The 20,175-nt window shown below is 63.2% G+C and carries 19 protein-coding genes and 1 pseudogene; 8 read left to right on the top strand and 12 right to left on the bottom strand.

The genetic code is table 11. The features are described 5' to 3' along the window. Window positions 1–393 precede the first annotated feature (393 nt). Window positions 394–1,182, bottom strand: coding sequence for a DeoR/GlpR family DNA-binding transcription regulator (locus IVA75_RS16990; protein ID WP_247289196.1), 789 nt, complete (start codon window positions 1,180–1,182; stop codon window positions 394–396). Between the two features lie 258 nt (window positions 1,183–1,440). Between IVA75_RS16990 and IVA75_RS16985 the strand changes: the two genes are divergently transcribed. Genes IVA75_RS16985 through IVA75_RS16965 form a run of 5 tightly spaced genes read left to right on the top strand, consistent with a single transcriptional unit; the run spans window position 1,441 to window position 6,383 of the window. Beyond that, window positions 1,441–2,460, top strand: coding sequence for an ABC transporter ATP-binding protein (locus IVA75_RS16985; RefSeq protein ID WP_247289231.1), 1,020 nt, complete (start codon window positions 1,441–1,443; stop codon window positions 2,458–2,460). Window positions 2,461–2,518: 58 nt separating this feature from the next. Next, the gene (locus IVA75_RS16980; protein ID WP_247289233.1) at window positions 2,519–3,772 is read left to right on the top strand and encodes an ABC transporter substrate-binding protein; all 1,254 of its coding nucleotides are present in this window, start codon (window positions 2,519–2,521) and stop codon (window positions 3,770–3,772) included. A gap of 45 nt (window positions 3,773–3,817) precedes the next feature. Continuing rightward, window positions 3,818–4,738 (top strand): sugar ABC transporter permease, encoded by a 921-nt coding sequence (locus IVA75_RS16975; RefSeq protein WP_035963518.1) that lies wholly within the window; start codon window positions 3,818–3,820, stop codon window positions 4,736–4,738. Further along, the gene (locus IVA75_RS16970) at window positions 4,735–5,544 is read left to right on the top strand and encodes a carbohydrate ABC transporter permease (protein ID WP_247289198.1); all 810 of its coding nucleotides are present in this window, start codon (window positions 4,735–4,737) and stop codon (window positions 5,542–5,544) included. Before IVA75_RS16975 ends, IVA75_RS16970 begins: the two co-directional genes overlap by 4 nt. Continuing rightward, a complete protein-coding gene (locus IVA75_RS16965; protein WP_249799449.1) occupies window positions 5,544–6,383 on the top strand; it encodes an endonuclease/exonuclease/phosphatase family protein in 840 nt (279 codons plus the stop codon). The genes IVA75_RS16970 and IVA75_RS16965 overlap by 1 nt, the downstream gene beginning before the upstream one ends. An 87-nt stretch (window positions 6,384–6,470) precedes the next feature. Here the strand turns inward: IVA75_RS16965 and IVA75_RS16960 are convergent. Continuing rightward, window positions 6,471–6,620 (bottom strand): annotated as a pseudogene (locus IVA75_RS16960) (peptidase M14); the annotation flags it as partial. 251 nt (window positions 6,621–6,871) lie between these two features. On the opposite strand from IVA75_RS16960, the gene IVA75_RS16955 reads away from it, so the two are divergent. From IVA75_RS16955 to IVA75_RS16945, 3 genes are read left to right on the top strand one after another with little or no spacing between them, the layout of a single operon-like run. Further along, window positions 6,872–7,066 (top strand): hypothetical protein, encoded by a 195-nt coding sequence (locus IVA75_RS16955; RefSeq protein WP_247289201.1) that lies wholly within the window; start codon window positions 6,872–6,874, stop codon window positions 7,064–7,066. Further along, complete coding sequence (locus IVA75_RS16950) at window positions 7,038–7,490, top strand: hypothetical protein (RefSeq protein ID WP_247289202.1); 453 nt, start codon at window positions 7,038–7,040, stop codon at window positions 7,488–7,490. The genes IVA75_RS16955 and IVA75_RS16950 overlap by 29 nt, the downstream gene beginning before the upstream one ends. A gap of 57 nt (window positions 7,491–7,547) precedes the next feature. Then, window positions 7,548–9,374 (top strand): SDR family oxidoreductase, encoded by a 1,827-nt coding sequence (locus IVA75_RS16945; protein WP_247289203.1) that lies wholly within the window; start codon window positions 7,548–7,550, stop codon window positions 9,372–9,374. Here IVA75_RS16945 and IVA75_RS16940 read toward each other — a convergent pair. The 10 genes from IVA75_RS16940 to ctaD all read right to left on the bottom strand — a co-directional run bounded on the left by IVA75_RS16940 (window position 9,334) and on the right by ctaD (window position 20,173). Beyond that, window positions 9,334–11,733 (bottom strand): glucose/quinate/shikimate family membrane-bound PQQ-dependent dehydrogenase, encoded by a 2,400-nt coding sequence (locus tag IVA75_RS16940; protein WP_247289204.1) that lies wholly within the window; start codon window positions 11,731–11,733, stop codon window positions 9,334–9,336. The genes IVA75_RS16945 and IVA75_RS16940 overlap by 41 nt on opposite strands. A gap of 5 nt (window positions 11,734–11,738) precedes the next feature. After that, a complete protein-coding gene (locus IVA75_RS16935) occupies window positions 11,739–12,107 on the bottom strand; it encodes a c-type cytochrome (RefSeq protein WP_247289205.1) in 369 nt (122 codons plus the stop codon). Window positions 12,108–12,126: 19 nt separating this feature from the next. Next, the gene (locus IVA75_RS16930; RefSeq protein ID WP_247289206.1) at window positions 12,127–12,762 is read right to left on the bottom strand and encodes a cytochrome c; all 636 of its coding nucleotides are present in this window, start codon (window positions 12,760–12,762) and stop codon (window positions 12,127–12,129) included. Then, window positions 12,762–13,601 (bottom strand): substrate-binding domain-containing protein, encoded by an 840-nt coding sequence (locus IVA75_RS16925; protein ID WP_247289207.1) that lies wholly within the window; start codon window positions 13,599–13,601, stop codon window positions 12,762–12,764. The genes IVA75_RS16930 and IVA75_RS16925 overlap by 1 nt, the downstream gene beginning before the upstream one ends. After that, window positions 13,585–15,366 (bottom strand): methanol/ethanol family PQQ-dependent dehydrogenase, encoded by a 1,782-nt coding sequence (locus IVA75_RS16920; RefSeq protein ID WP_256465231.1) that lies wholly within the window; start codon window positions 15,364–15,366, stop codon window positions 13,585–13,587. Before IVA75_RS16920 ends, IVA75_RS16925 begins: the two co-directional genes overlap by 17 nt. A gap of 177 nt (window positions 15,367–15,543) precedes the next feature. Beyond that, a complete protein-coding gene (locus tag IVA75_RS16915) occupies window positions 15,544–16,335 on the bottom strand; it encodes a heme-binding protein (RefSeq protein WP_247289209.1) in 792 nt (263 codons plus the stop codon). Between the two features lie 58 nt (window positions 16,336–16,393). After that, window positions 16,394–17,332 carry a cytochrome c oxidase assembly protein gene (locus IVA75_RS16910; RefSeq protein ID WP_247289210.1) on the bottom strand — a complete coding sequence of 313 codons (939 nt, stop codon included), beginning with the start codon at window positions 17,330–17,332 and terminating at the stop codon, window positions 16,394–16,396. Further along, the gene (locus IVA75_RS16905) at window positions 17,320–17,673 is read right to left on the bottom strand and encodes a hypothetical protein (RefSeq protein ID WP_247289211.1); all 354 of its coding nucleotides are present in this window, start codon (window positions 17,671–17,673) and stop codon (window positions 17,320–17,322) included. The genes IVA75_RS16910 and IVA75_RS16905 overlap by 13 nt, the downstream gene beginning before the upstream one ends. Then, entirely contained in the window at window positions 17,670–18,269 is a 600-nt protein-coding gene (locus IVA75_RS16900) for a cytochrome c oxidase subunit 3 (protein WP_247289212.1), read from the bottom strand. Before IVA75_RS16900 ends, IVA75_RS16905 begins: the two co-directional genes overlap by 4 nt. Next, window positions 18,266–20,173, bottom strand: coding sequence for a cytochrome c oxidase subunit I (ctaD, locus tag IVA75_RS16895; RefSeq protein WP_247289213.1), 1,908 nt, complete (start codon window positions 20,171–20,173; stop codon window positions 18,266–18,268). The genes IVA75_RS16900 and ctaD overlap by 4 nt, the downstream gene beginning before the upstream one ends. Between the last annotated feature and the right edge of the window lie 2 nt (window positions 20,174–20,175).

The raw sequence follows: 20,175 nt of genomic DNA, 5'->3' as shown, positions 1-20,175 counted from the left end.
CGGCGAGGTCGACAGCAGCGGCATCAAGAGAATATTGATCTTCTCGGCAAGAACGCCTTTGTCTGTGCGGACCGAGCGAGCGGCCGAGCGCCTTCCGATCTCTGACGGTATTTGAATTTAAACCGCACCAGTGCGCGCACCGCAATCTTCGCACCCACACAGTGCCGACAGTCGATTGACCCCGATAGGTACCGGAGCCACCAGCGTTGCGAGCGGCTCGAATTTTCTGTGAATTCAAGACCGAAAAATCGCAGTGGGTATATCGTCGGGATTTGTCCGTCACACGTGGAGAATTGTGCTTACAAATCAACGACGAAACGGCGTCCGATATAATTGAGGGGGCGTAGGGGCCGCGCCCTTGGCGACTGCTGACGCCGGTTAATTTCGCGCAGGCTACGTGGCTCCGGCACGCGCGGCATCCGATGTATGAATGCGCTCGGCAAATTTGGCGCCGACCGGTGTAAAGGCCGGTGGCAGCGGCCCGTCGGTGAATAGGTGGTTACAATCGGCGAGATGTCCGCCGCGCACCGTGGCGTTGCGGCCGAATTTTGTCGTGTCGGCGACCAGCACGGCGATGCGCGAATTGACAACGATGGATTGCCGCGCCAGGACTTCGTCGATGTGAAAGTCGAGCAGCGTGCCGTCCTGATCGACGCCTCCGACGCCGAATATCCCGTAATCGGCTCGATAGCCCGAGAAAAAGCGGGCCGCCGCTTCGCCCACGATGTCCCGGTCGAGCGAACGGAGCGTGCCGCCCGCGATCGTGATTTCCACGTCGGGATTTTGTGCGAACGCTGCGGCCACATTCAGATTATTGGTGATCACGCGCAGATCCTGACGGCGGGATAGCGCCTGCGCGACATATTCAGGTGTTGTACCCAGCCCGATCATAAGCGACGCCCCGTCGGGAATGAAGCTCGCAGTCGCGTGTGCGATGCGCCGTTTGGCGTCGGCATTCAATCCCTGTCTGCTTCCATAAGCGAGATTCTGGTTTTGAACGGGCAGGCTGACGCCGCCGTGCATTCGCCGGAGCAGCCCTTGATCGCAGAGCGCATTCACGACGCGGCGAATGGTCTGCTGCGTGACGTCAAAGCGCGTTGCAAGCTGCTCGATCGAGGCGAAGCCTTCGTCGCGCACGATCTCCAGTATGTAGGCCTGACGTGACGAGACTGTCTTGAGCATGGGGCTGTCCGTTCGAAGCAAACTATCATTCGAACGTCTAAGGCGCAATTTTCTGTTTCATATGGCGCTCCAATATGTTCATATGAACAAAATGACTTGCCGCGCCGGTGAACGTTGCGTGGCCATCGGGAGGGACGGCATGGATCTGTCTGCTCATGGCGACCAGCTTTGGGCTGCTCCGCGCGAGCAGAATGCTGCGAGCATGCCGAGCTATGTCTGCGCGCGGCGCAGAGCCCTGCAGCTGAGAGCGAACGGGCCATGTCAGCGATTACGCTGAGTCATGTCTCCAAGTTCTGGGGCGCGATGCGCGCCGTCGATGACGTCAGTCTGACGGCGGACGAGGGCTCGCTGCTGGTGCTGCTGGGACCGTCCGGCTGCGGCAAGTCGACCACGCTGCGGCTGATCGCCGGCCTTGAGAATGCTGACGCCGGCACGATCGCCATCGGCGGCGTCGACGTGACCCATCTGACTCCGGCGCAACGGAAGATCTCCATGGTCTTCCAGTCGTACGCGCTGTTTCCGCATTTGAGTGTAGCCGAGAACATCGTCTTCGGCCTGCGTGTGCGGCGCGTGTCGCGCGCCGAACGAGACGAACGGCTCCGGCGTGTGGCCGAGATCGTAGGCCTTGCGCAGCTGCTTGAACGCAAGCCGTCGCAGCTGTCCGGCGGCCAGCGCCAGCGGGTTGCACTGGGGCGAGCCATCATTGCGGAAGCGCGGGTCTGCCTCATGGACGAGCCGCTTTCAAATCTGGATGCCAAGCTGCGGCATGAGATGCGGACGGAGATCCGCGCCCTGCAACAGCGGCTCGGAATGACGATGGTCTACGTGACCCACGATCAGACCGAGGCCATGACGATGGCGGATCGCGTCGTGCTGATGCGCGATGGTCGTATCGAGCAGAATGGCACACCGGAGGAGTTATATAGCCGGCCCGCGACGGCGTTCACGGCGCGGTTCATCGGCACGCCGCCGATGAATCTTTTGCGCCATGGCGATCATCTCATCGGCATCCGGCCGGAGCATATCCGCATCGTGTCGGGCGGGGATCATTTTGCGCGCGTCAAGGCGATCGAGCATCTTGGGGCCGACAGCATCGTTCTGTGCGAGGTCGATGGTCAGCCGATTTCAGTGCGGCTCGAAGGTTTCAGCAAGGTTCGGCCAGGCGAGGATGTCCGGATCGTGTGGGAACCCGGGCTCGAGCATCGGTTCGATTCGAATTCGGAAGCTCGCTTGGAGACCATCGTCACAGAGGGCCAGCGGGCGATAACCAGTCGATAGCAGCGGCTGTTTCAAACGTGGTAACGAAGGAGATTGTCACATGTTTGCGCGACGAACGATGTTGATAGCAGCGGCACTCGCCGTGCTCTCGATGGCTGCCCGCCCGGCCGCCGCCGTGGATCTGACCATGTACTATCCGGTCGCGGTCGGCGGTCCCGTCACCAAGATCATCGACGACATGGTCTCGCGCTTCGAGAAGGACAATGCGGACATCAAGGTGACGGCGGTCTATGCCGGCAACTACACCGATACGATGACCAAGGCGATGACCGCCATGAAGGGCGGGCAGCCGCCGCAACTGTCGGTGTTGCTGTCGACCGACGTGTTCACGCTGATGGATGAGAACGCGATCGTGCCGTTTGACGGCCTCGTCGGCGACAAGGCCTGGTTCAAGGAGTTCTATCCGGCGTTCATGGCGAACGGGCAGATCGACGGCAAGACCTGGAGCGTGCCGTTCCAGCGTTCGACCATCGTGCTGTACTGGAACAAGGACGCCTTCAAGGAGGCGGGCCTCGATCCCGAGAAGGCGCCGGCGTCATGGGACGAAATGGTCGAGATGTCGAAGAAGCTGGTCAAGAAGGATGGCGGCAACACGACGCGCTGGGGCATCGAAATTCCCTCGACTGGTTATGCCTACTGGATGCTGCAGGCGCTGGCGATCGAGAACGGCCAGAAGATGATGAACGAGCCCGGCAACGAGGTCTATCTGACCGCTCCGAAGACGGTCGCCGCCCTCGAGTACTGGGTCGACCTGTCGCGCAGGCACAACGTCGCCCCCGCCGGCAGCATCGATTGGGCGACGCTGCGCAACGATTTCCTCGAAGGCAAGACGGCGATGATGTGGCACACCACCGGCAATCTGACGGCGGTCAAGGACGCCGCGAAATTCCAGTTCGGCGTGGCCATGCTGCCGGCTGGGGAGCGGCGCGGATCACCGACCGGCGGCGGCAATTTCTACATCTTCAAGAGTGCGTCTCCCGACCAGCAGAAGGCGGCCGTCAAGTTCATTCAATGGATGACGGCTCCGGAACGCGCGGCGGAATGGAGCATGAAGACCGGCTACGTGGCGGTGTCGCCGGCCGCCTACAAGACGCCGACGATGGAGGCCTACGCAAAGGGCTTCCCGCAGGCCACAGTTGCGCGCGATCAGCTGGAGCATGCGGTGCCGGAGCTCTCCGTCCATGAGAACGGCCGCATCTACAAGTTTGTCGGCGATGCCGTGCAGGCGGCGATCACGGGCGCGCAGAAGCCGCAGGAGGCGTTGGCTGCCGCGCAGCAGCAGTCCGACCGCGTCTTGCGCGCTTACAAATAGGGACGAGGCGGGATGGCGCGCCGCCGCCATCCCGCCGGCTCACAGATGTCCGACGAGGTCGCCTCATCGCCAATCGCCCCGCGCCGCGCCCGATCGCAGGCGTGGTGGAACACCGTGAACGCCTGGCTGCTGCTGTTGCCGGCGGCCGTCCTGCTGATCGCATTCACGCACTTTCCGATTCTGGCGACGATCCGGCATTCGCTATTCGTCACACGCCGGAACGGCACCGAGGCCTTCGTCGGGCTTGACAGTTATCGGTCCATGGCGGCCGATCCGATCTTCTGGAAGGCGCTGGTCAATAATTTCTGGTTCGCGCTCGGCACGATCCCTACCTCGATCGCCCTGGCTCTGGTGATGGCGATCTGGGTCAATCGCAACATGCGCGGCCGCGGCTTTCTGCGACTGGCCTACTTCACGCCGACCGTGCTGCCGATGATCGCCGTCGCCAACATCTGGCTGTTCTTCTACACGCCGGACTATGGGCTGCTCGATCAGTTGCGCGGCCTTTTCGGTCTCGGCGGCTGGAACTGGCTGGGCGATCCCTCGACGGTGATGAGCTGTCTGGTCGTGATGGTGATCTGGAAGGAGGCCGGCTTCTTCATGATCTTCTACCTGGCGGCGTTGCAGCAGCTCTCGCCGGATCTCGAAGAGGCCGCGTCCATCGAAGGCGCGAGCCGGTGGTACACGTTTCGCCGGATCACGTTCCCATTGCTGATGCCGACCACGCTGTTCGTGGCGATCAACGCAGTCATCAACTCCTTCAAGCTGGTGGACCATCTGGTCATCATGACCAAGGGCGGTCCGAACAACGCCAGCACGCTGCTGCTCTACTACATTTATGAGGTTGCCTTCACCTTCCAGGATTCCTCTTACGCGGCAACACTGACGGTTGTGCTTCTGATGCTGCTGAGCTCGGTTGCGCTGATCAAGTTCGGTTATCTCGATCGCAGGATCCACTATCAATGAAAGGCCGGACACGCCCCATTGAAGCCGTCGCAGCATGGCTCCTGGCTTTGATCTGGCTCGCCCCATTGGCCTATGCCTTCTGGAGCGCGCTGCATCCGGCCGCTTACGCCACGTCGTTCAGCCTGTCCGCGCCCTGGACGCTGGAGAATTTTGCCCGGGCCTGGAACCAGGCGCCGTTCGCCCGGTACTATCTCAACACGGTCGTACTGGTGACCCTGATCCTGGTCGGCCAGCTCATCCTGTCGACGCTGGCCGCCTATGCCTTTGCGCGCTTCAAGTTCAGGGGCAGCGGCATCGCCTTCGCCCTCGTTCTGCTCCAGCTGATGATCATGCCCGACGTCCTGATCGTCGAGAACTACCGCGCGATCGCCAAACTGGGATTGCTCGATACGATCCCTGCGATCGCGCTGCCCTATCTCGCGAGCGCCTTCGGCATCTTCCTGCTGCGGCAGACTTTCAAGGGTGTGCCCCAGGAGTTGGTGGAAGCCGCCCGGGTCGAGGGAGCGGGTCCGCTCGGAATCCTGTGGCGGGTCTATGTCCCGCTGGCTCGCCCGACCTACGTCGCCTTTGCCCTCGTCTCCGTCAGCTATCACTGGAACAATTTCCTGTGGCCGTTGATCGTCACGAATTCGGTGGAAGCGCGGCCGCTCACGGTGGGACTTGCCGTATTCGGCGCGCCTGAGACCGGTGTGGATTGGTCAGTGATCACGGCGGCAACCGTGATGACGATGGCGCCGCTGCTGATCGCGTTTCTGCTGTTCCAGCGCCAGTTCGTCCAGTCGTTCATGCGTGCAGGCATCCGGTAATGAGACTTCTCACCTGGAACATACAGTGCGGCAAAGGATGCGACGGCGTGACCGATCTGGCGAGGATCGTTGCCGTCGCCCAGCAGACGCTCGACGCGGACGTCTTCTGCTTCCAGGAGGTGAGCGCGAACTTCTCCAGATTTGGTGATGGAGCGGATCAGAGTGAACGGCTGGCAGCCCTTTTGCCCGGCTACTCCGCAATATTCCGACCTGCTATCGAAACTGTCGATCGTGATGGCAGCCTCCATCGCTTCGGCAACATGACGCTGTCGCGGTTGCCGGTGCTGCAGATCGCCAACCACCTGCTGCCATGGCCGGACGCAGCCACGGTGCGCAGCATGCGCCGTCACGCCCTGGAGGTGACGGTTCAGGCCTCGTTTGGCGCGGTCCGCATTGTCAACACGCATCTCGAATTCCATTCGGCCGGCCAGCGCGAGGCACAGATCGCCCGTCTGCTGGATTTGCAGGAGGAGGCGTCGATGAGCCCGAAGCAGGCCAGCTCCCGGCACGACGAGCCGTATGGAAGTCAGACCGTCGCTGCGTCGAGCCTGCTGTGTGGCGATTTCAATTTTGACGTTGCCGACCCCCAGCACGCATTGATTGCCCGATCCGGCCGGCCCGGTCTGGCCTATCGGGATGCATGGATCGCTGATGGCCGCGACCGAGCGCGTGCGCCGACTTGCGGAATCTACGACCGCGCGCAGTGGGCCGACGGGCCCAACTGCCGCGACTTCATTTTCGTGACGGAAGATTTGACCGGCTACGTTCGCAGCATCCAGGTCAACGAAGCGACCGATGCCTCCGATCACCAACCCATTGCAATCGAACTTTCGGAATAGAGGAATGTGCAGGCGATGCAGAAATTCCGGCGGCCACGCTGCTCATTGCGTGATCCCAGCGCCACAAACCTTGAGGGCGTTTGGCAACTACTCGGGATAGAGCTGAACGTCCTCCGGCCTTGGCTTCTTAAAAAGGATGAAGACCAAAGGATTGCCGGGCTCGGACATTGCGTCGCTGCGTTGGCCGGTTATCTCTCCGGCGACGGCGCTTGTATACTCCGCAATCACCTCGAAACTTGTCATTCCGACATAGATATTCGAGCTTCTCCAGGCTCGCGGTGGTGTCGCGACGTGATGCCGGACTCCTCAGACCCCTACCTCCAAGATGCCGGTGTTTGACGTCGTGGCGCCCAAGGCGATTGCGCCCGCCCTCGGGCTGGGTGAGCGCGGCCGGCAATGGACGCCAGCGAAATTTTCAGATCATTAACAATGTTGAATCACAGACCGGAGCGATTGCCCTACCGTGAACCTTTCCGCTGGGGCTTTCCATGATCGATACGGCGACAAAGGCGTTGTTGCGCACCGTTCTCGACGAGGTGTGCGAAGGTGTTCCACGCTGTGAGATCGGCGCCCGGACCCACGTGGCCTCGAAGCTTCTGGAGACTGCAAGCAGGGGCGACGTCTCTGCGGATCGCCTCAAACAAGCGGCCCGCAATGCTCTCTCAGAAGTCCCGACGATGTGACGATGGTCATGTGGGGGCGGGGGTGAATTTCCACGTGACGGTCCTCAAGATCCTGGTGAGCTACCCGGATGGGTTCGCTGCCCTGGAGGATCTCAAGCGGGATATGGCCATTCTGGCGACCAGCGGTCGCGACTGGACCGAGCGCACCCGGCGGCTCGCCGGGCGGGTGCCGGGGCTGGACGTCTTTTCGCAAAGGCTGATCGACCGGACAAATGGCGGGTGGCGCATCACGGCCAAGGGCCGCGCCGTGCTTGATCTGATGGAAGCTCGTCCGGACCCTGCGCCGATTGCCTGCGAACAACCTCCCTCAGAGCCGGAGTGCGTACCGGCGATCACGCGGCACTTTCCGGCGGAGAGAGGGCGAGGCCGGCTTGCAGCGCGCCGTCGCCGACGCAACGCTGGCCAGCAGGCTCGGGCGTCCTAGCAAGGAACGAGCGTCACTCCCAAAGCTTGAGCTAACGCCCCGTGATGGAAGATGCTCATGCAAAGTTCCGACGCCACCTTGTCGACCGCCCGTCTGTCGCGCGTGACGGACGATATCTGGGTCGTGGACGACGCCCCGATCAGCGCCGCCGGTCTAAAACTTCCGGTGCGTATGACCGTCATTCGGCTCTCGAACGGCGATCTCGTGCTGCATTCGCCGGTAAGATATTCGCCGGCTCTCCGCGGTGAGCTGGAGCGGCTTGGGACGATAAGGTACTTGCTCGCGCCGAATATCGCGCACTGGATGTTCCTGTCCGACTGGCAGAGAGAGCTGCCGCCGGCGGCGACTTTCGCGGCGCGCGGCCTTGCGGCACGCAGGCAAGTTCGAGCGGCACGTATCCGCATAGACCGCGAGCTTGGAGAGGCGACGCCCGAGGAATGGAGGGCCGACCTCGAAGCCGTCTCGGTGAATGCTCCGATGTTCTCCGAGATCGAGCTGTTCGACAAGCGCAGCCGGACACTGATCCTGACGGATCTCGTGCAAAATCTCGATCCCAACGATCTCAGCGCGCCAAATGAGGCGGCGGCAAACCTCCTGGGCATTTCCAAGCCAAACGGAATGGCGCCGGTCTATCTACGGCTTCTGCTGCGCCTCGGCGGCCGTTCCGTGCGGTCCGCAGCCGAGCGGCTTATACGGCTGTCTCCGGAGCGGGTGATCTTCGCGCATGGCGACTGGTTTGAAGCGGAGGGAACTGAGCGCCTCCGGCGATCCCTGCACTGGATGCTTCCGGCGGCCCGCTCCGGATCTGAGCCGCGGCAAATGACCGGCACGCGCGTCGTCATCACCGGTGCCTCGAGCGGAATCGGGCGTGCTGCGGCGCTGGCCTTTGCGGGCAAGGGCGCAAGCGTGGTCTTGGCGGCACGCCGTGCCGAAGTCCTGACGAGCCTCGCCGCAGAATGCGAGGCGCTCGGAGGCCGCGCATTGGCGATCCCGACCGATGTCACCGATGCCGAGGCGGTGCAGCGGCTGGCCCGAGAGGCCGAAGACGCGTTCGGTGGCATCGACGTCTGGATCAACAACGCCGGCACCGGCGTTTTCGGGGCCTATCAGGACGCGGATATCGCGCTTCATCGCCGAACGATCGAGGTCAATCTCCTCGGCACGATGCATGGCGCTTTCGCGGTGCTTCCGATCTTCCTCCGCCAGAACCGCGGCATCCTGATCAACAACATCTCGCTCGGCGGCTGGGCGCCGACGCCTTTTGCTGCGGCCTATACCGCGAGCAAATTCGGCCTTCGGGGCTTCACCGCTAGCCTGCGTCAAGAGCTCAGTGCTCACCGCAACATCCGTGTCTGCGGCGTCTTCCCGGCCATGGTCGACACGCCGGGCTTCGTCCACGGCGCCAACATGTCCGGCCGGACGCTTGATCCCGGTCCGCTGCTGTATCAGGCGGAGGACGTTGCCGAGACGTTCGTGAGCCTCGTCCGCGCGCCCCGAGACGAAGTCGCCGTGGGCTGGCCGGCTCGTGCCGGCCAATTTGCCTATGCGATGGCTCCGCAGATTACCGAGAACATCGTGGGAGCTGCCTTCCGCTACCTGCTGTCGCGCGCGCGCCCCGCAAAGAGCAGCGAGGGCACCATGATTGAAGCTGGTCCGCAGGGCACGTCGATCGATGGCGGTTGGCTGTCACGCAAGCAGCTCCCACCTGCCGGCGTCATCAGTCAGGGGCTCGCGGCGCTGGGAATAGCTGCGGGCGTAGCTCTCCTGGCGTCAGCAGTTGCGCGTCGCGCCGGCAGATCGGGACAAGGCGTAGGCAAGTACAAGCAAGTCCTGCCGAGGCAGATCACGGCAGCGCGTAGGCTCGCACGTAATCGCCGAGTTTAGTTCCGAATGACCCGTGGCCGCCGTCGACCGTCACGACATATTGCTTGCCGCCAGCCTCATAGGTCATCGGCGTCGACTGGCCGCCGGCAGGAAGGCGGTCCTGCCAAAGCTGTCTGCCATCGCGAACGTCAAACGCGCGGATGTAGTCATCCATCGTTCCCGTGATGAAGATGACGCCGCCCGCGGTGACGATCGGACCGCCCAGCATGGGAACGCCGAGCTTGAATGGCAGCGGCAGCGGGGCCTGATCGCGTATCGTGCCGATCCGATGCTGCCAGACCACCTTGTGCGTCCTAAGATCGATCGCTGCGATGTTGCCCCACGGCGGAGCAAGACAGGGAATGCCGAGCGGTGAGAGGAAAATGCCGAGATCAACGCCGTAGGGGGCGCCGTACATCGGCTGCACGCCCAGCTCGGTTCCTGGTGGATGCGCCGCATTCGGCGCGGCCGGATTGTCCTTTCCGCGCGGCACCAGGCGAGAGATGAAGGGAATCGATTGGGGATTCGCGATCGCGATCTGGCGCTGCGGATCGACGGCAATGCCGCCCCATTCGAACATGCCGAAGTCTCCGGGAAACACCAGCGTGCCTTGTTCAGACGGCGGAGTGAACGGCCCCTCATAGCGCAGGCGCTTGAACTTGATCCGGCAAGCGAGCTGGTCGAACATCGTGCTGCCCCACATCTGCGCGTCCGTAAGTTTGCCGGAGGGGCGGAAGCTCAGTTCCGAAAATGGCTGGGTTGGCGACAGCCGGTCTCCATTCGCGGCGCCCTGAGGCACCGGCTTCTCCGGTGCGGGCACCAACTGACGCCCGTCGCGCCGGTCGAGCACGAAGATGTCGCCAGTCTTTGCCGGGATGTAGATCGCCGGCGTCACGCCGCCGTTAGAGCGCAAATCGACCAGACTGGGCTGCGACGGCATATCCATGTCCCAGAGATCGTGGTGCACGTTCTGGAACGACCAACGCAGTTTTCCTGTCAAGACATCGAGCGCAATCAATGCCGAATCGTAGCGCTCGTTTTCGGGCGAACGGCCGCCGCCCCAGATATCCGGAGAACTCGAGCCGAGCGGCACGTAGATGAGTCCGAGCTTCTCGTCGACCGCCGAAATGCTCCACGAATTGGGTGAGCCGGCTGTAAAATGATGCAAGGCCGAAGGCATCTCGTTCGGATCGGAATTGCCGGCATCGAACGCCCAGAGCAACCGTCCCGAATAGATATCGAAGCCGCGGATCACGCCCGACGGGACGCGATCGGAATAGTTGTCGATCACCGCTCCGCCGACGATCAGAACCTTGTCCGTGACGACGGGCGGCGAGGTGCCCTCGTAGAAGCCGAGTGTCTGGATCTCGCTGCCTTGCTTGAGGTCGATCTGTCCCTGGTTGCCAAAACTCTGGCAAGGCACACCGCTCTGGGCATCGAGCGCGAACATCCGCCCGTCGTTGGTTGGTACGAAAATGCGTCCCGCACAGTCGCTCGGCGCCGGCGTGCCGTCGGCAGTCACCGCGCCGGGCCTGGTCGCGTGATAGGACACGCCGCGGCAGGTCATGTGCTGGAAGGCCTTGTTGTGTTGGACCTGCGGGTCGAACTTCCAGCGCAGTTTTCCGGTCGCAGCCTCGAGCGCGAACACGATCTGGTGCGGCGAACAAGTGTAGAGGAGATCACCCACCTTGAGCGGCGTTGCCTGGTTGGTGATCTCGTCGGGGTCATCAGGGCCCTTGTGGTCGCCGGTGCGGAATTCCCAGGCAAGCTTGAGGTCCTTGACGTTGTCCGTGGTGATCTGGCTCAGCGACGAGAAGCGCGTACCAAAGCCGCTGCCGCCGTAGGCCGTCCAGTTCTGGCCGGCAGCGGGTTGGTCCGGTTCGGAAGACGCAATGGCCCCCGTTGTTTCGCCCTCAGGTATCGTGCCGGCTAGATCGCGGCGATCGCTCGTCAGGGACATGCCGACGACGATGGCTGCGGCGACCAACACAAGGCCGAGCGCCCATCGCGCCGCGCGCAAGCGAGGCGCGAGGCGAGAGGCAATGAAGGGCAGCATCAACCATAGGCCAAGCGGCACGAGCACGTCGCCGCGCGGCGCCAGCGACCAGAAATCGAGGCCGGCCTCCCAAATCGCCCAAGCCATCGTTCCGGCCAGCAGCGTGGCATAAATCCAGAGCGCCTCGGCGCGACGGCGCGCGAGCAGCCAGCTCGTGAGCAGAAGCATGATCCCCGCGATCAGGTAGTAGACGGAGCCACCGAGGGCTGCGAGCCAGGCACCGCCAGCCAAGAGGCCCAGTCCCATGATGGCGACAACCACGACGGTGATGGCCAGCAATGGCGCGTCACGGAACCAATTCGTTGAACGATGTGTCGGAGTCATGATGGTCACTTGAGCGTATAGAGAAACGCCGCGATGTCCCGCGCGTCTTTTTGCGGGATACCCATTCTCGGCATCGCATTGCCCGGCAACGCCCGCTGTGGATCCTCGATCCAGTCAGCCATGTTGTCCGGCGAATTGTGGATGTAGCCGGCGATGTAGGTCCGCGTGCCGATCCGATGCAAGGGTGGGCCGACATTGCCTTCGGCGCCGGCAATGCCGGGAATATCGTGACAGCCGCCGCACTGGTACTGCTTGACGAGGTCGGCGCCACGACGCGCGTCGCCGCTGAAGTTATCCGGGCCCGCAGCCTCGCAGGCGGCGGTAGCGGTAGCCAGGAGTGCAGTGACTAGCAATTTCGCGATCGGATTTACCATCGCTGCTCCGCTCGGCCGATCAGGGCTTCTGGCCGAAGTTGAAGGACTTGGTGGCAGACCAGGGATCGGTCGTGGAGACCTGTTCGCTCGGGACTTGCTCGACCTCGGGCGATGGCAGATTGGCCGAAAAGGTGCGGCCCCATTGGTGGCTTGGTTCGTTGCTGATCTTGCCGATATAGGTGACGAGATCCCAGATCACGCTGTCGGGCAGCACGCCGCCCCAAGCCGGCATTCCGTTCGGCCGCCCCTGGTAGATCGAGAGAAAGATGTTCTCGGGCTGCGCTCCGTAAGTAAAGATGTTGTTGCTCAGCGCCGGCCCCATGCCGCCGCCGCCATTCGGCGCGTGGCAGCCGACGCAGTTGAAGTTGACATAGTAGGTCATCCCGCGCTGCTGCGCGTTGGGATCACCTTGCACGGGATTCTTGATTTGGGGCGGGTCCGGCTGCGCGCCGGGATGGAGGTGACTGACCGGGACCTGCATGAAGACGCCGGGGCTGCCATTGCCGACGCTGCCACCGAAATTCGGGCGCGGAGACAGCGTCGGCATCTGCGCCTCCTGCGACTGCGGCAAGGTCTGCTGGGCCAGCCCTGCACCATTCGGCAAGACCGCCAGCAGCAACGACAGGGCGCTCGCGCGCATTGCTGGAGCAGACATCACTCATGTCCTCCCGATACCGTGACGGGTTGGTCCACCAGCGGAACGCCGTAACTGCGCAGCAGCGAGGTGATCTCGGACCAATGCTCGTCGATGAACTCGTTCAGCCGGTCGCGCAAGGCGTCGTCGCCTTTGCGTACGCCCATCGCGATGGCGAACCGGAACTGCTGAGGTGCAAAGCGTTCGTAATCCCGGATCGGCGTGACCGTCAGCGGGACGGGAGAGTGCTGGGCGAAATATCCGCCGAGGGGGCCCCAAGCTGCGGCGACATCGAGGCTGCCGCTTTCGACGGCTTCGATCAGGCGTGCCGGCGGATCGGCCTGGCGATAATCGCCGTAGATGGAGTAGCCGCGGACGTTATCGACGATGCCTTGGTCGCCGAGCGCCTGCGCAGGCGGTGGATTGTTGCCGTCGTCGCCGATCAGATGCACGCCGATCACGAGGTGATGCAAGCGCGGGTCGAGCAGGGACGAAAGGTCGAGGTGCTGGTCCTGCCGCGTGACGAACACATAGCTCGAGCGATAATAGGGCTTGGTCGTCTCGACGAGATCATAGCCGGACGGTACGCCCATCACGACGTCGCATCTGGCGGCTTTCAGTGTGTTGCGGATGAAGCCGCGGCGCTGCGCCCACCAGGTGTAGGTGACCTGCTGGCCGAAATGCTCGGCCACCATCGTCGCGAGCCTGTTCTCGAATCCTGCTTCGGCTTTGTTCGAGAACGGCAGATTGTTGGGATCGGCACAGACGCGGAGCTCGCGATCCGACGCTGCCGCCGCCGTGGTTGCAAGCCCGACCAGAAAACCAAGGGCGATGCCCGGACAACTATTTCGAAGGCGCATGGCTGGTATCCTCACCATTTGCGCCGTCGAGCTTGAAGACCAGCAGTTCGCTCCCGCCGGCGGTGTAGAACGGCAGATCCTGCGTCGCGCCGGTGAACCCCAGCGCACCGTTGCGCACCCGCGGATCGACCTCGGCATTGGCCACCACACCGGGCCAGCCGCCGACGCCCGACAGGATCGCGACGTATTGCTGTCCGTCGGAGCCGCGATAGGAGATCGGTTGGCCGATGAACCCGGATCCGGCGCGGAATTGCCACAGCACATGTCCATCCTTGGCATCCACGACTTTGAAAAGCCGATCCATGGTGCCGTAGAAGGCGACATCACCTGCTGTGACCAGCGCGCCGCTCCAGACCGGCAGCTTCTCGTGGATCTCCCAGACCTTCCTGCGCGCGATTGGATCCCACGCCATGAACTCGCCGCGATAGCCGCCGGGGCCGGCATACATATCGACGTCTGCGCCGACATAGGGCGTCCCGGCGATGTAGCCGACCTGAGAGGCCTTGAAGCTCATGCAGAGATGCTGATGGGGCACGTAGAGAAGTTTTGTACGCGGTGACCACGCCGTCGGTTGCCAATCCTTGGCGCCCGGCGCGCTCGGGCAGATGTTCTCGACGGTCTTGCCGACAAGCGGCGTCTTCTCCTCGTTCGGGATGATCTTGCCGGTCTTCAGATCGACGCCCTTGTAGCTGTTGACGAAGTCATAAGCGTCCGCCGAGATCACCTCGCCAGTGGCGCGGTCCATGACGTACATATAGCCGTTGCGGCCGGGGTGGATCAGCACCTTGCGCGGCCGTCCATTCAGTTCGAGGTCGACAAGCACGTTCTCGTTGATCTCGTCGTGGTCGAACAGATCGTGCGGGTTGATCTGGTAGGCCCATTTGGCGCGGCCGGTGTCGGGATCGCGGGCAAAGATTGTGGTGCTCCAGAGATTGTCGCCGCTGCGCTGGTTCGCGTTCCAGGGACTCGGATTGGCCGTGCCGTAATAGATCAGGTTCAGATCGGGATCGTAGGAGATCCAGCCCCAGACCGTGCCGCCGCCAACCTGCCAGCGGTCGGCGGGCCAGGTCTTCACGCCGAGATCCTGGCCTTTGAGATTGTCGTAGAATGGCTTGAAATCGTCGCCGATCAGCACGTCCTTGTCGGGACCTGTCGAATAGGCGCGCCAAGCGATGGCGCCGGTGGTCTCGTCGAGCGCGGTCACCCAGCCGCGCACGCCCAGTTCGCCGCCGCTGTTGCCGACGAGAATTTTGCCTTTCACCACGATGGGAGCCATCGTGATCGTTTCGCCCTTGTTGATCTCGCCGAGCTTCGTGTGCCAGAGCTCTTTGCCGGTCTTGGCGTCGATGGCGACGGTGTGGTTATCGAGCGTGTTGAGGAAGACCTTGCCATTGTCGAAGGCCAGCCCGCGATTGACGACGTCGCAGCAGGCAACGCCCGCGGCTGCGGGCTCCGGCTTCGGCGCATAGGACCATTTCAACTCGCCAGTCGTGGCATCTAGCGCGAACACGCGGTTGGGATAGGGGCCGGCATAGGGACCGACCACATACATGGTGCCGTCCACCACGAGCGGCGCCGCTTCCTGGCCCCGGTCGGCGCCCACCGAGAAGGTCCAGGCGAGCTGGAGGCGCGAAGCATTGGACGCGTTGATCTGGTCGAGCTCGCTGTAGCGGGTGTTGGCGTAGTCGCGCGCCGCCATCGGCCACTGGCCGGGATCTTTCATGCGGCTGGCGAGATCGCTTTGTGCTGACGCGGATGACAGCATCGCGCAGCAGGCGCAAAGGATGGCCGGAATCCGGTTGAGCAGACGCGTGAGACCACGCACTAACATATGTAAAGATCTCCACGGCAGGGATGCGGCCGTGCCGCATTGCAGGCCGGCTTGCGGACGTACAAACGTTCCGACTTCCCTTGGTTCCAAAAAGCGGCGATTGACGCAGCGCTATCTCACCACGTTGCCGGATACGCCGGCGCCGAGGTCGACTGATATCTGATCTTCCTTGCCGTTACACTTGGGATGGCCAAATCCCGACGGGCTTTTGCCGTCGGGGCCGATGTCGTAGATGATCGCGTCCTTCATGTTGGGGCTGACTCCGGCCGGCACCCGGTCAAGCCCGAGCTGGTGACGCACGCGCCAGGCCACGTTGTGATCCGCGCAGGAGCTGTCGCCGCTGACGCCCAGCGCGCCCGTGACGCCGTTGCCGTCATAGAGCGCGAGCCCGCCTCCGAACACGATCGTGCCGCCGATCGGCTTGCCCACCATCGGATCCTGAGCCGTGCCGAAGTTGTCCGGAGATCCGGCGTACAAGGCTTCCTGGGATGGCGGGTTGCCGAGTGCCGCGCCGAACAGGAACCCGCCCGGCTGCGCACCTGCATAGAGATTGGCGGTCGCCATCGCCTTGTCCTTCAGGCTGAACGCATTCGCTGTGTTGGCCTTCTCGGCCGCGATGGCACGGCTGCCCAGCCACTGGTCGTCGACCTTGCCGCCGCTGTAGGCAATTGCGCAGACGACGCCCTGCCGATTGACGACGGCAGCCCATTCGTTGTTGTCCAGACCTCCGTTGCTGGGGCCGCCGCCCGACTTGACGCTCTTCTTGAGGATATCGGCGAGCTTGTCATGGTTGACCGGGCACGACATCCCCGGCTGGGGTTGGTCCTGCGCGTTCAAGACTGCAGGCACCAAGAATGCTGCGGTGAAGATAGCCGTTAGCGCCATGACGGATCGTTTTTCCATGTGGCCTCCGTGGAGTGTCGCAGTCGGCAGGCGAACGTTCGAACAGAAGTTGCGGTTCCTATGCCGCATCGCTCAGCCCGGATGTTGAAGGGAGCGGCAGGTGGGAATGGCCGCCGTTCGCAGTCAGCCACCGGTGAGCAAAGAACAACGCCGCGCCGGTATAGAGTAGGCCCATGGGCATCCACATCAGGATGCCGGCGAGTTGCTGGTCCTCGAGTGCCGAGAGGCCGAATTCACCGGCGAGGGCGCCTTGACCGGGGATCCACAGCCGCGGCGACACCGTCAGCAGAGCCCCGAGCACACCCGAATGCAAAATCGTGATGAACAGGCACGCGACAGCGATGCCGTCGCGAATTCGTGTGCTACGGCCCTGACCGCGGCCATGCAGCAGCACCCACCAGAACAACAGCGCGGTCGCAAAGAAGCTGATGTGCTGGAGACGATGGATCGCCGTATTCTCGAGCGCCCATGCATATAACGGCGGTGCGTGCCAGACCCAGAGCGCTGCGCCGTGGAGGATGGTCGCGCTCATGGGGTGGCTCACAAACCGCCACGGCCACGCCAGTATCGGCCAATTGAGCATTCGACCCGCCGCCGGGCGGAGCCGGGCCGGCAGGCTCCACAGCAGTGGGCCATTAATCCGGGCGAACGCCATCAGCGGTGCTGCGACCACCATCAGGAGTTCATGCTCGACCATGTGCGCGGTGAACAGACGCTCGCCGAGCCAGTGCAGCGGCGAGGTCACAGCAAGGGCGGCCACCAGCCATCCGGTCCAGAATGCGGCCACCTGGCGGAAGCTGACGCCGCGGCCGCCGCCCGCATGATGCCAGAGCCGCTGCGTTCCGACATAGAAGGCGATACCGACGGCATAGAGCGGGGCCATCAGCCAGGGATCGTAGCTCCACAGCGAGCCGGAATCGACCTCCGATAGTCCGTGCGCATCGGCCGGCGCCGTGAGCAGCGCGAGCAGCAGTGCTGCAAGGCTCAGCGCAGGCATGGGCTGATCATGAGCGAGGCGGCGAACTGGTTCGCGATCACCAACGCAAACAGCACGCCGGAGCCGACGCCGAGCCAGGCCATGAACGTTCGTGGCCCGCCGCCTTGCGCATCCGTCCATTCAGCCCCCGCGCCGCGTCGAACCGCGCGGGCGGAAATGACAGTGCCCGCGAGGGCGACGACAGCCAGAACCGCACTCATGATCGCGCCGCTGATCCTGGTCTGTTCGCAGGAGAAGTGCGCGAGCACGTAGCCGGCCTGCAAATTGATCCCCCACGCGATGGGGCCAAGCGCAACGCCGGCCCAGTAGAGCAGTCTGGAACGTCCGTCGGCTGCGGTCATAGGCGAGGCACCCAATCGAGCAAGACATAGAGCGGCAGCCAGGCGAGCACGACGAAGTTCCAGTAGAACACGTTGTCGGTCACGTCGCTGAACCGGCGCGGTTTCGCATGGCGCGTGAACATCAACACCGCCAGCACGACCGTGTCGCCGACGTCCGTGGCAAGGTGGGTCGTGTGCAGCCCCAGAATGAGCCATACGATCGAGCCATAGGCTGAATTGTCCCAGCGGGTGTTGAGATGCGCGAACTCGAAGCCGCGCAGCACCAGGAGCGCGATGCCGATCAAGGCCATCACGATCAGGCCGATCCGCACCTTCGCGAGATCCTGTCGGTGTGCGGCGCGGTTTGTGAACTCGTTGGGAATGATGCTCAATAGATAAATCACCGTCTCGACCGTCCCCGGCCAGAGATCCGGCGGGGGTGCTCCGATCGGCCAGGTCGGGTTGACTGCGTAGAGATAAAGGTAGGCGCCGATGGCAATGGCAAAGCCCATGCCTTCGAGCGCCATGAAACCCATGGCGCCCCACCACGGGCCACTGCGCGGGCCGTAGCCATAAGTCGGGAGGTCCGAGACATTGCGGACGATGGTCTGTCTCACTCCTCGTCCTCCTTGCTGCCGGTCGGCCAGAACCAGCCGATCAAGGTGACGGCCATCGGCGGCGTGCCCCAGAGCACCGCCCAGGGCGTGAAGATCGAGCCGATGAAGAAGATCGTCGTCGCGATCGCCGCGAGCAGTGGCCAGATGCTCGGTTCGGGCGAAGCCTCGCGGATCTGCGGCTCGGCTTCCGCCAGCGAGGTCAGCAGCACCTCGCGCCGCTCTGCGCTCAGGCCCGCGACCACAGGCAGGCTCTCGCTATCGGCCCACAGCGGGTCGCGGTGCTTGACGACCGGAATGCGGTCGAAATTCTGCGGCGGAGGCGGCGATGAGGTCGCCCATTCCAGCGTCGAGGCATCCCAGGGGTTGTCGCCCGCAAGCGCGCCCTTGCGCAGGCTATAGACCACATTGGCCAGAAGCAGCGCGAAGCTAAACGCGAAAACGAGAGCACCGCCGCTGGACACGAGGTTCAGATGCGCCCAGTCCATGTCGGCGGTGTAGGTATAGACCCGGCGCGGCATTCCGATCAGCCCGAGAATGTGCATCGGGAAGAAGGCGACGTTGAAGCCGATGAAGGCCAGCCAGAAATTCCAGCGCCCTAGTCTTTCGCTCAGCATGCGGCCGGCGATCTTGGGAAACCAGTAGTAGACCGCGCCGACCAGCGGGAAGACGGCGCCGCCGATCAGAACATAATGGAAGTGGGCGACGACGAAATAGGTGTCGTGCACCTGGGTATCGATCGGGACCGAGGCGACCATCACGCCGGACAACCCGCCGAGCACGAAGATCACGATGAAGCCGATCACGAACAACAGCGGCGTCCGGTACACTGGACGTCCGTCCCAGAGCGTTGCCAGCCAGCAGAAAATCTGCAGCCCGCTCGGCACCGCGATCAGCATGCTGGAGGCCGTGAACAGGGCCGCACCGAGTTGGGGCAAGCCCGTGACGAACATGTGGTGGACCCAGAGGCCGAACGACAGGAAGCCGGTCGCGATCAAGGAGAGGATCACCACGGGATAGCCGATCACCGGCCGCCGCGCGAACGTCGCGAGGATCGCCGAAACCATTCCCGTGCCCGGGATGAAGATGATGTAGACCTCGGGATGGCCGAAGAACCAGAACAGATGCTGCCAGAGCAAGGGATGGCCGCCCGATGAGGAATCATAGAAGCGGGTATTGACGAGGCGATCCAGGATCAGTGACGTCGATGCGACCATGATCGAGGGCATTGCGAACATCACAAGGAAGGCCGTCACCAGCATGGCCCAGACGAACAGGGGAATGCGGTCGAGCGTCATCCCTGGCGCGCGGAGCTTGAACACGGTCACGACGATTTCGACGGCGACCGCGAGCGCCGCAACCTCGGTAAAGGTGATCATCTGCGCCCAGACATCGGCGCGCTTGGTCGGTGTGAACTGCAGGCTGGAGAGGGGAACGTAGGAAAACCAGCCGACGTCGGGGCCGACGTTGAACAGGAAGGAGGTCCACAGGAAGCAGCCGCCGAACAGAAACATCCAATAGCTGAAGGCATTCAGGCGCGGAAAGGCGATGTTCCGCGTGCCGACCATCAACGGCACCAGATAGACGGCGAACGCCTCCATGACAGGCACGGCGAACAGGAACATCATCGTCGAGCCGTGCATCGTGAAGACTTGATTGTACTTGTCGGCCGAGAGAAACGTCTTCTCCGGCCCGGCCAGCTGAATGCGCATCAGGACCGCAAGGATGCCGCCGAGGAGCAGAAAGGCGAATGCGGTCAAGATGTAGCGACGTCCAACGACCTTGTGGTCGACCGACATGAGCGCACCGACAAGTCCAGACGGCGTGCGCCACACCCGCTCGAGCTGCGTCGAAAGCTGCAGACCGTTCAGGACGTCGTCCCGCAATTCATTTGGTTCAGCGGCCATGC

Origin of the sequence: Bradyrhizobium sp. 134 (assembly GCF_023074155.1) — a bacterium.
Taxonomy (GTDB): Bacteria; Pseudomonadota; Alphaproteobacteria; order Rhizobiales; family Xanthobacteraceae; genus Bradyrhizobium.
This window is presented reverse-complemented; position numbering and strand designations above follow the sequence as displayed.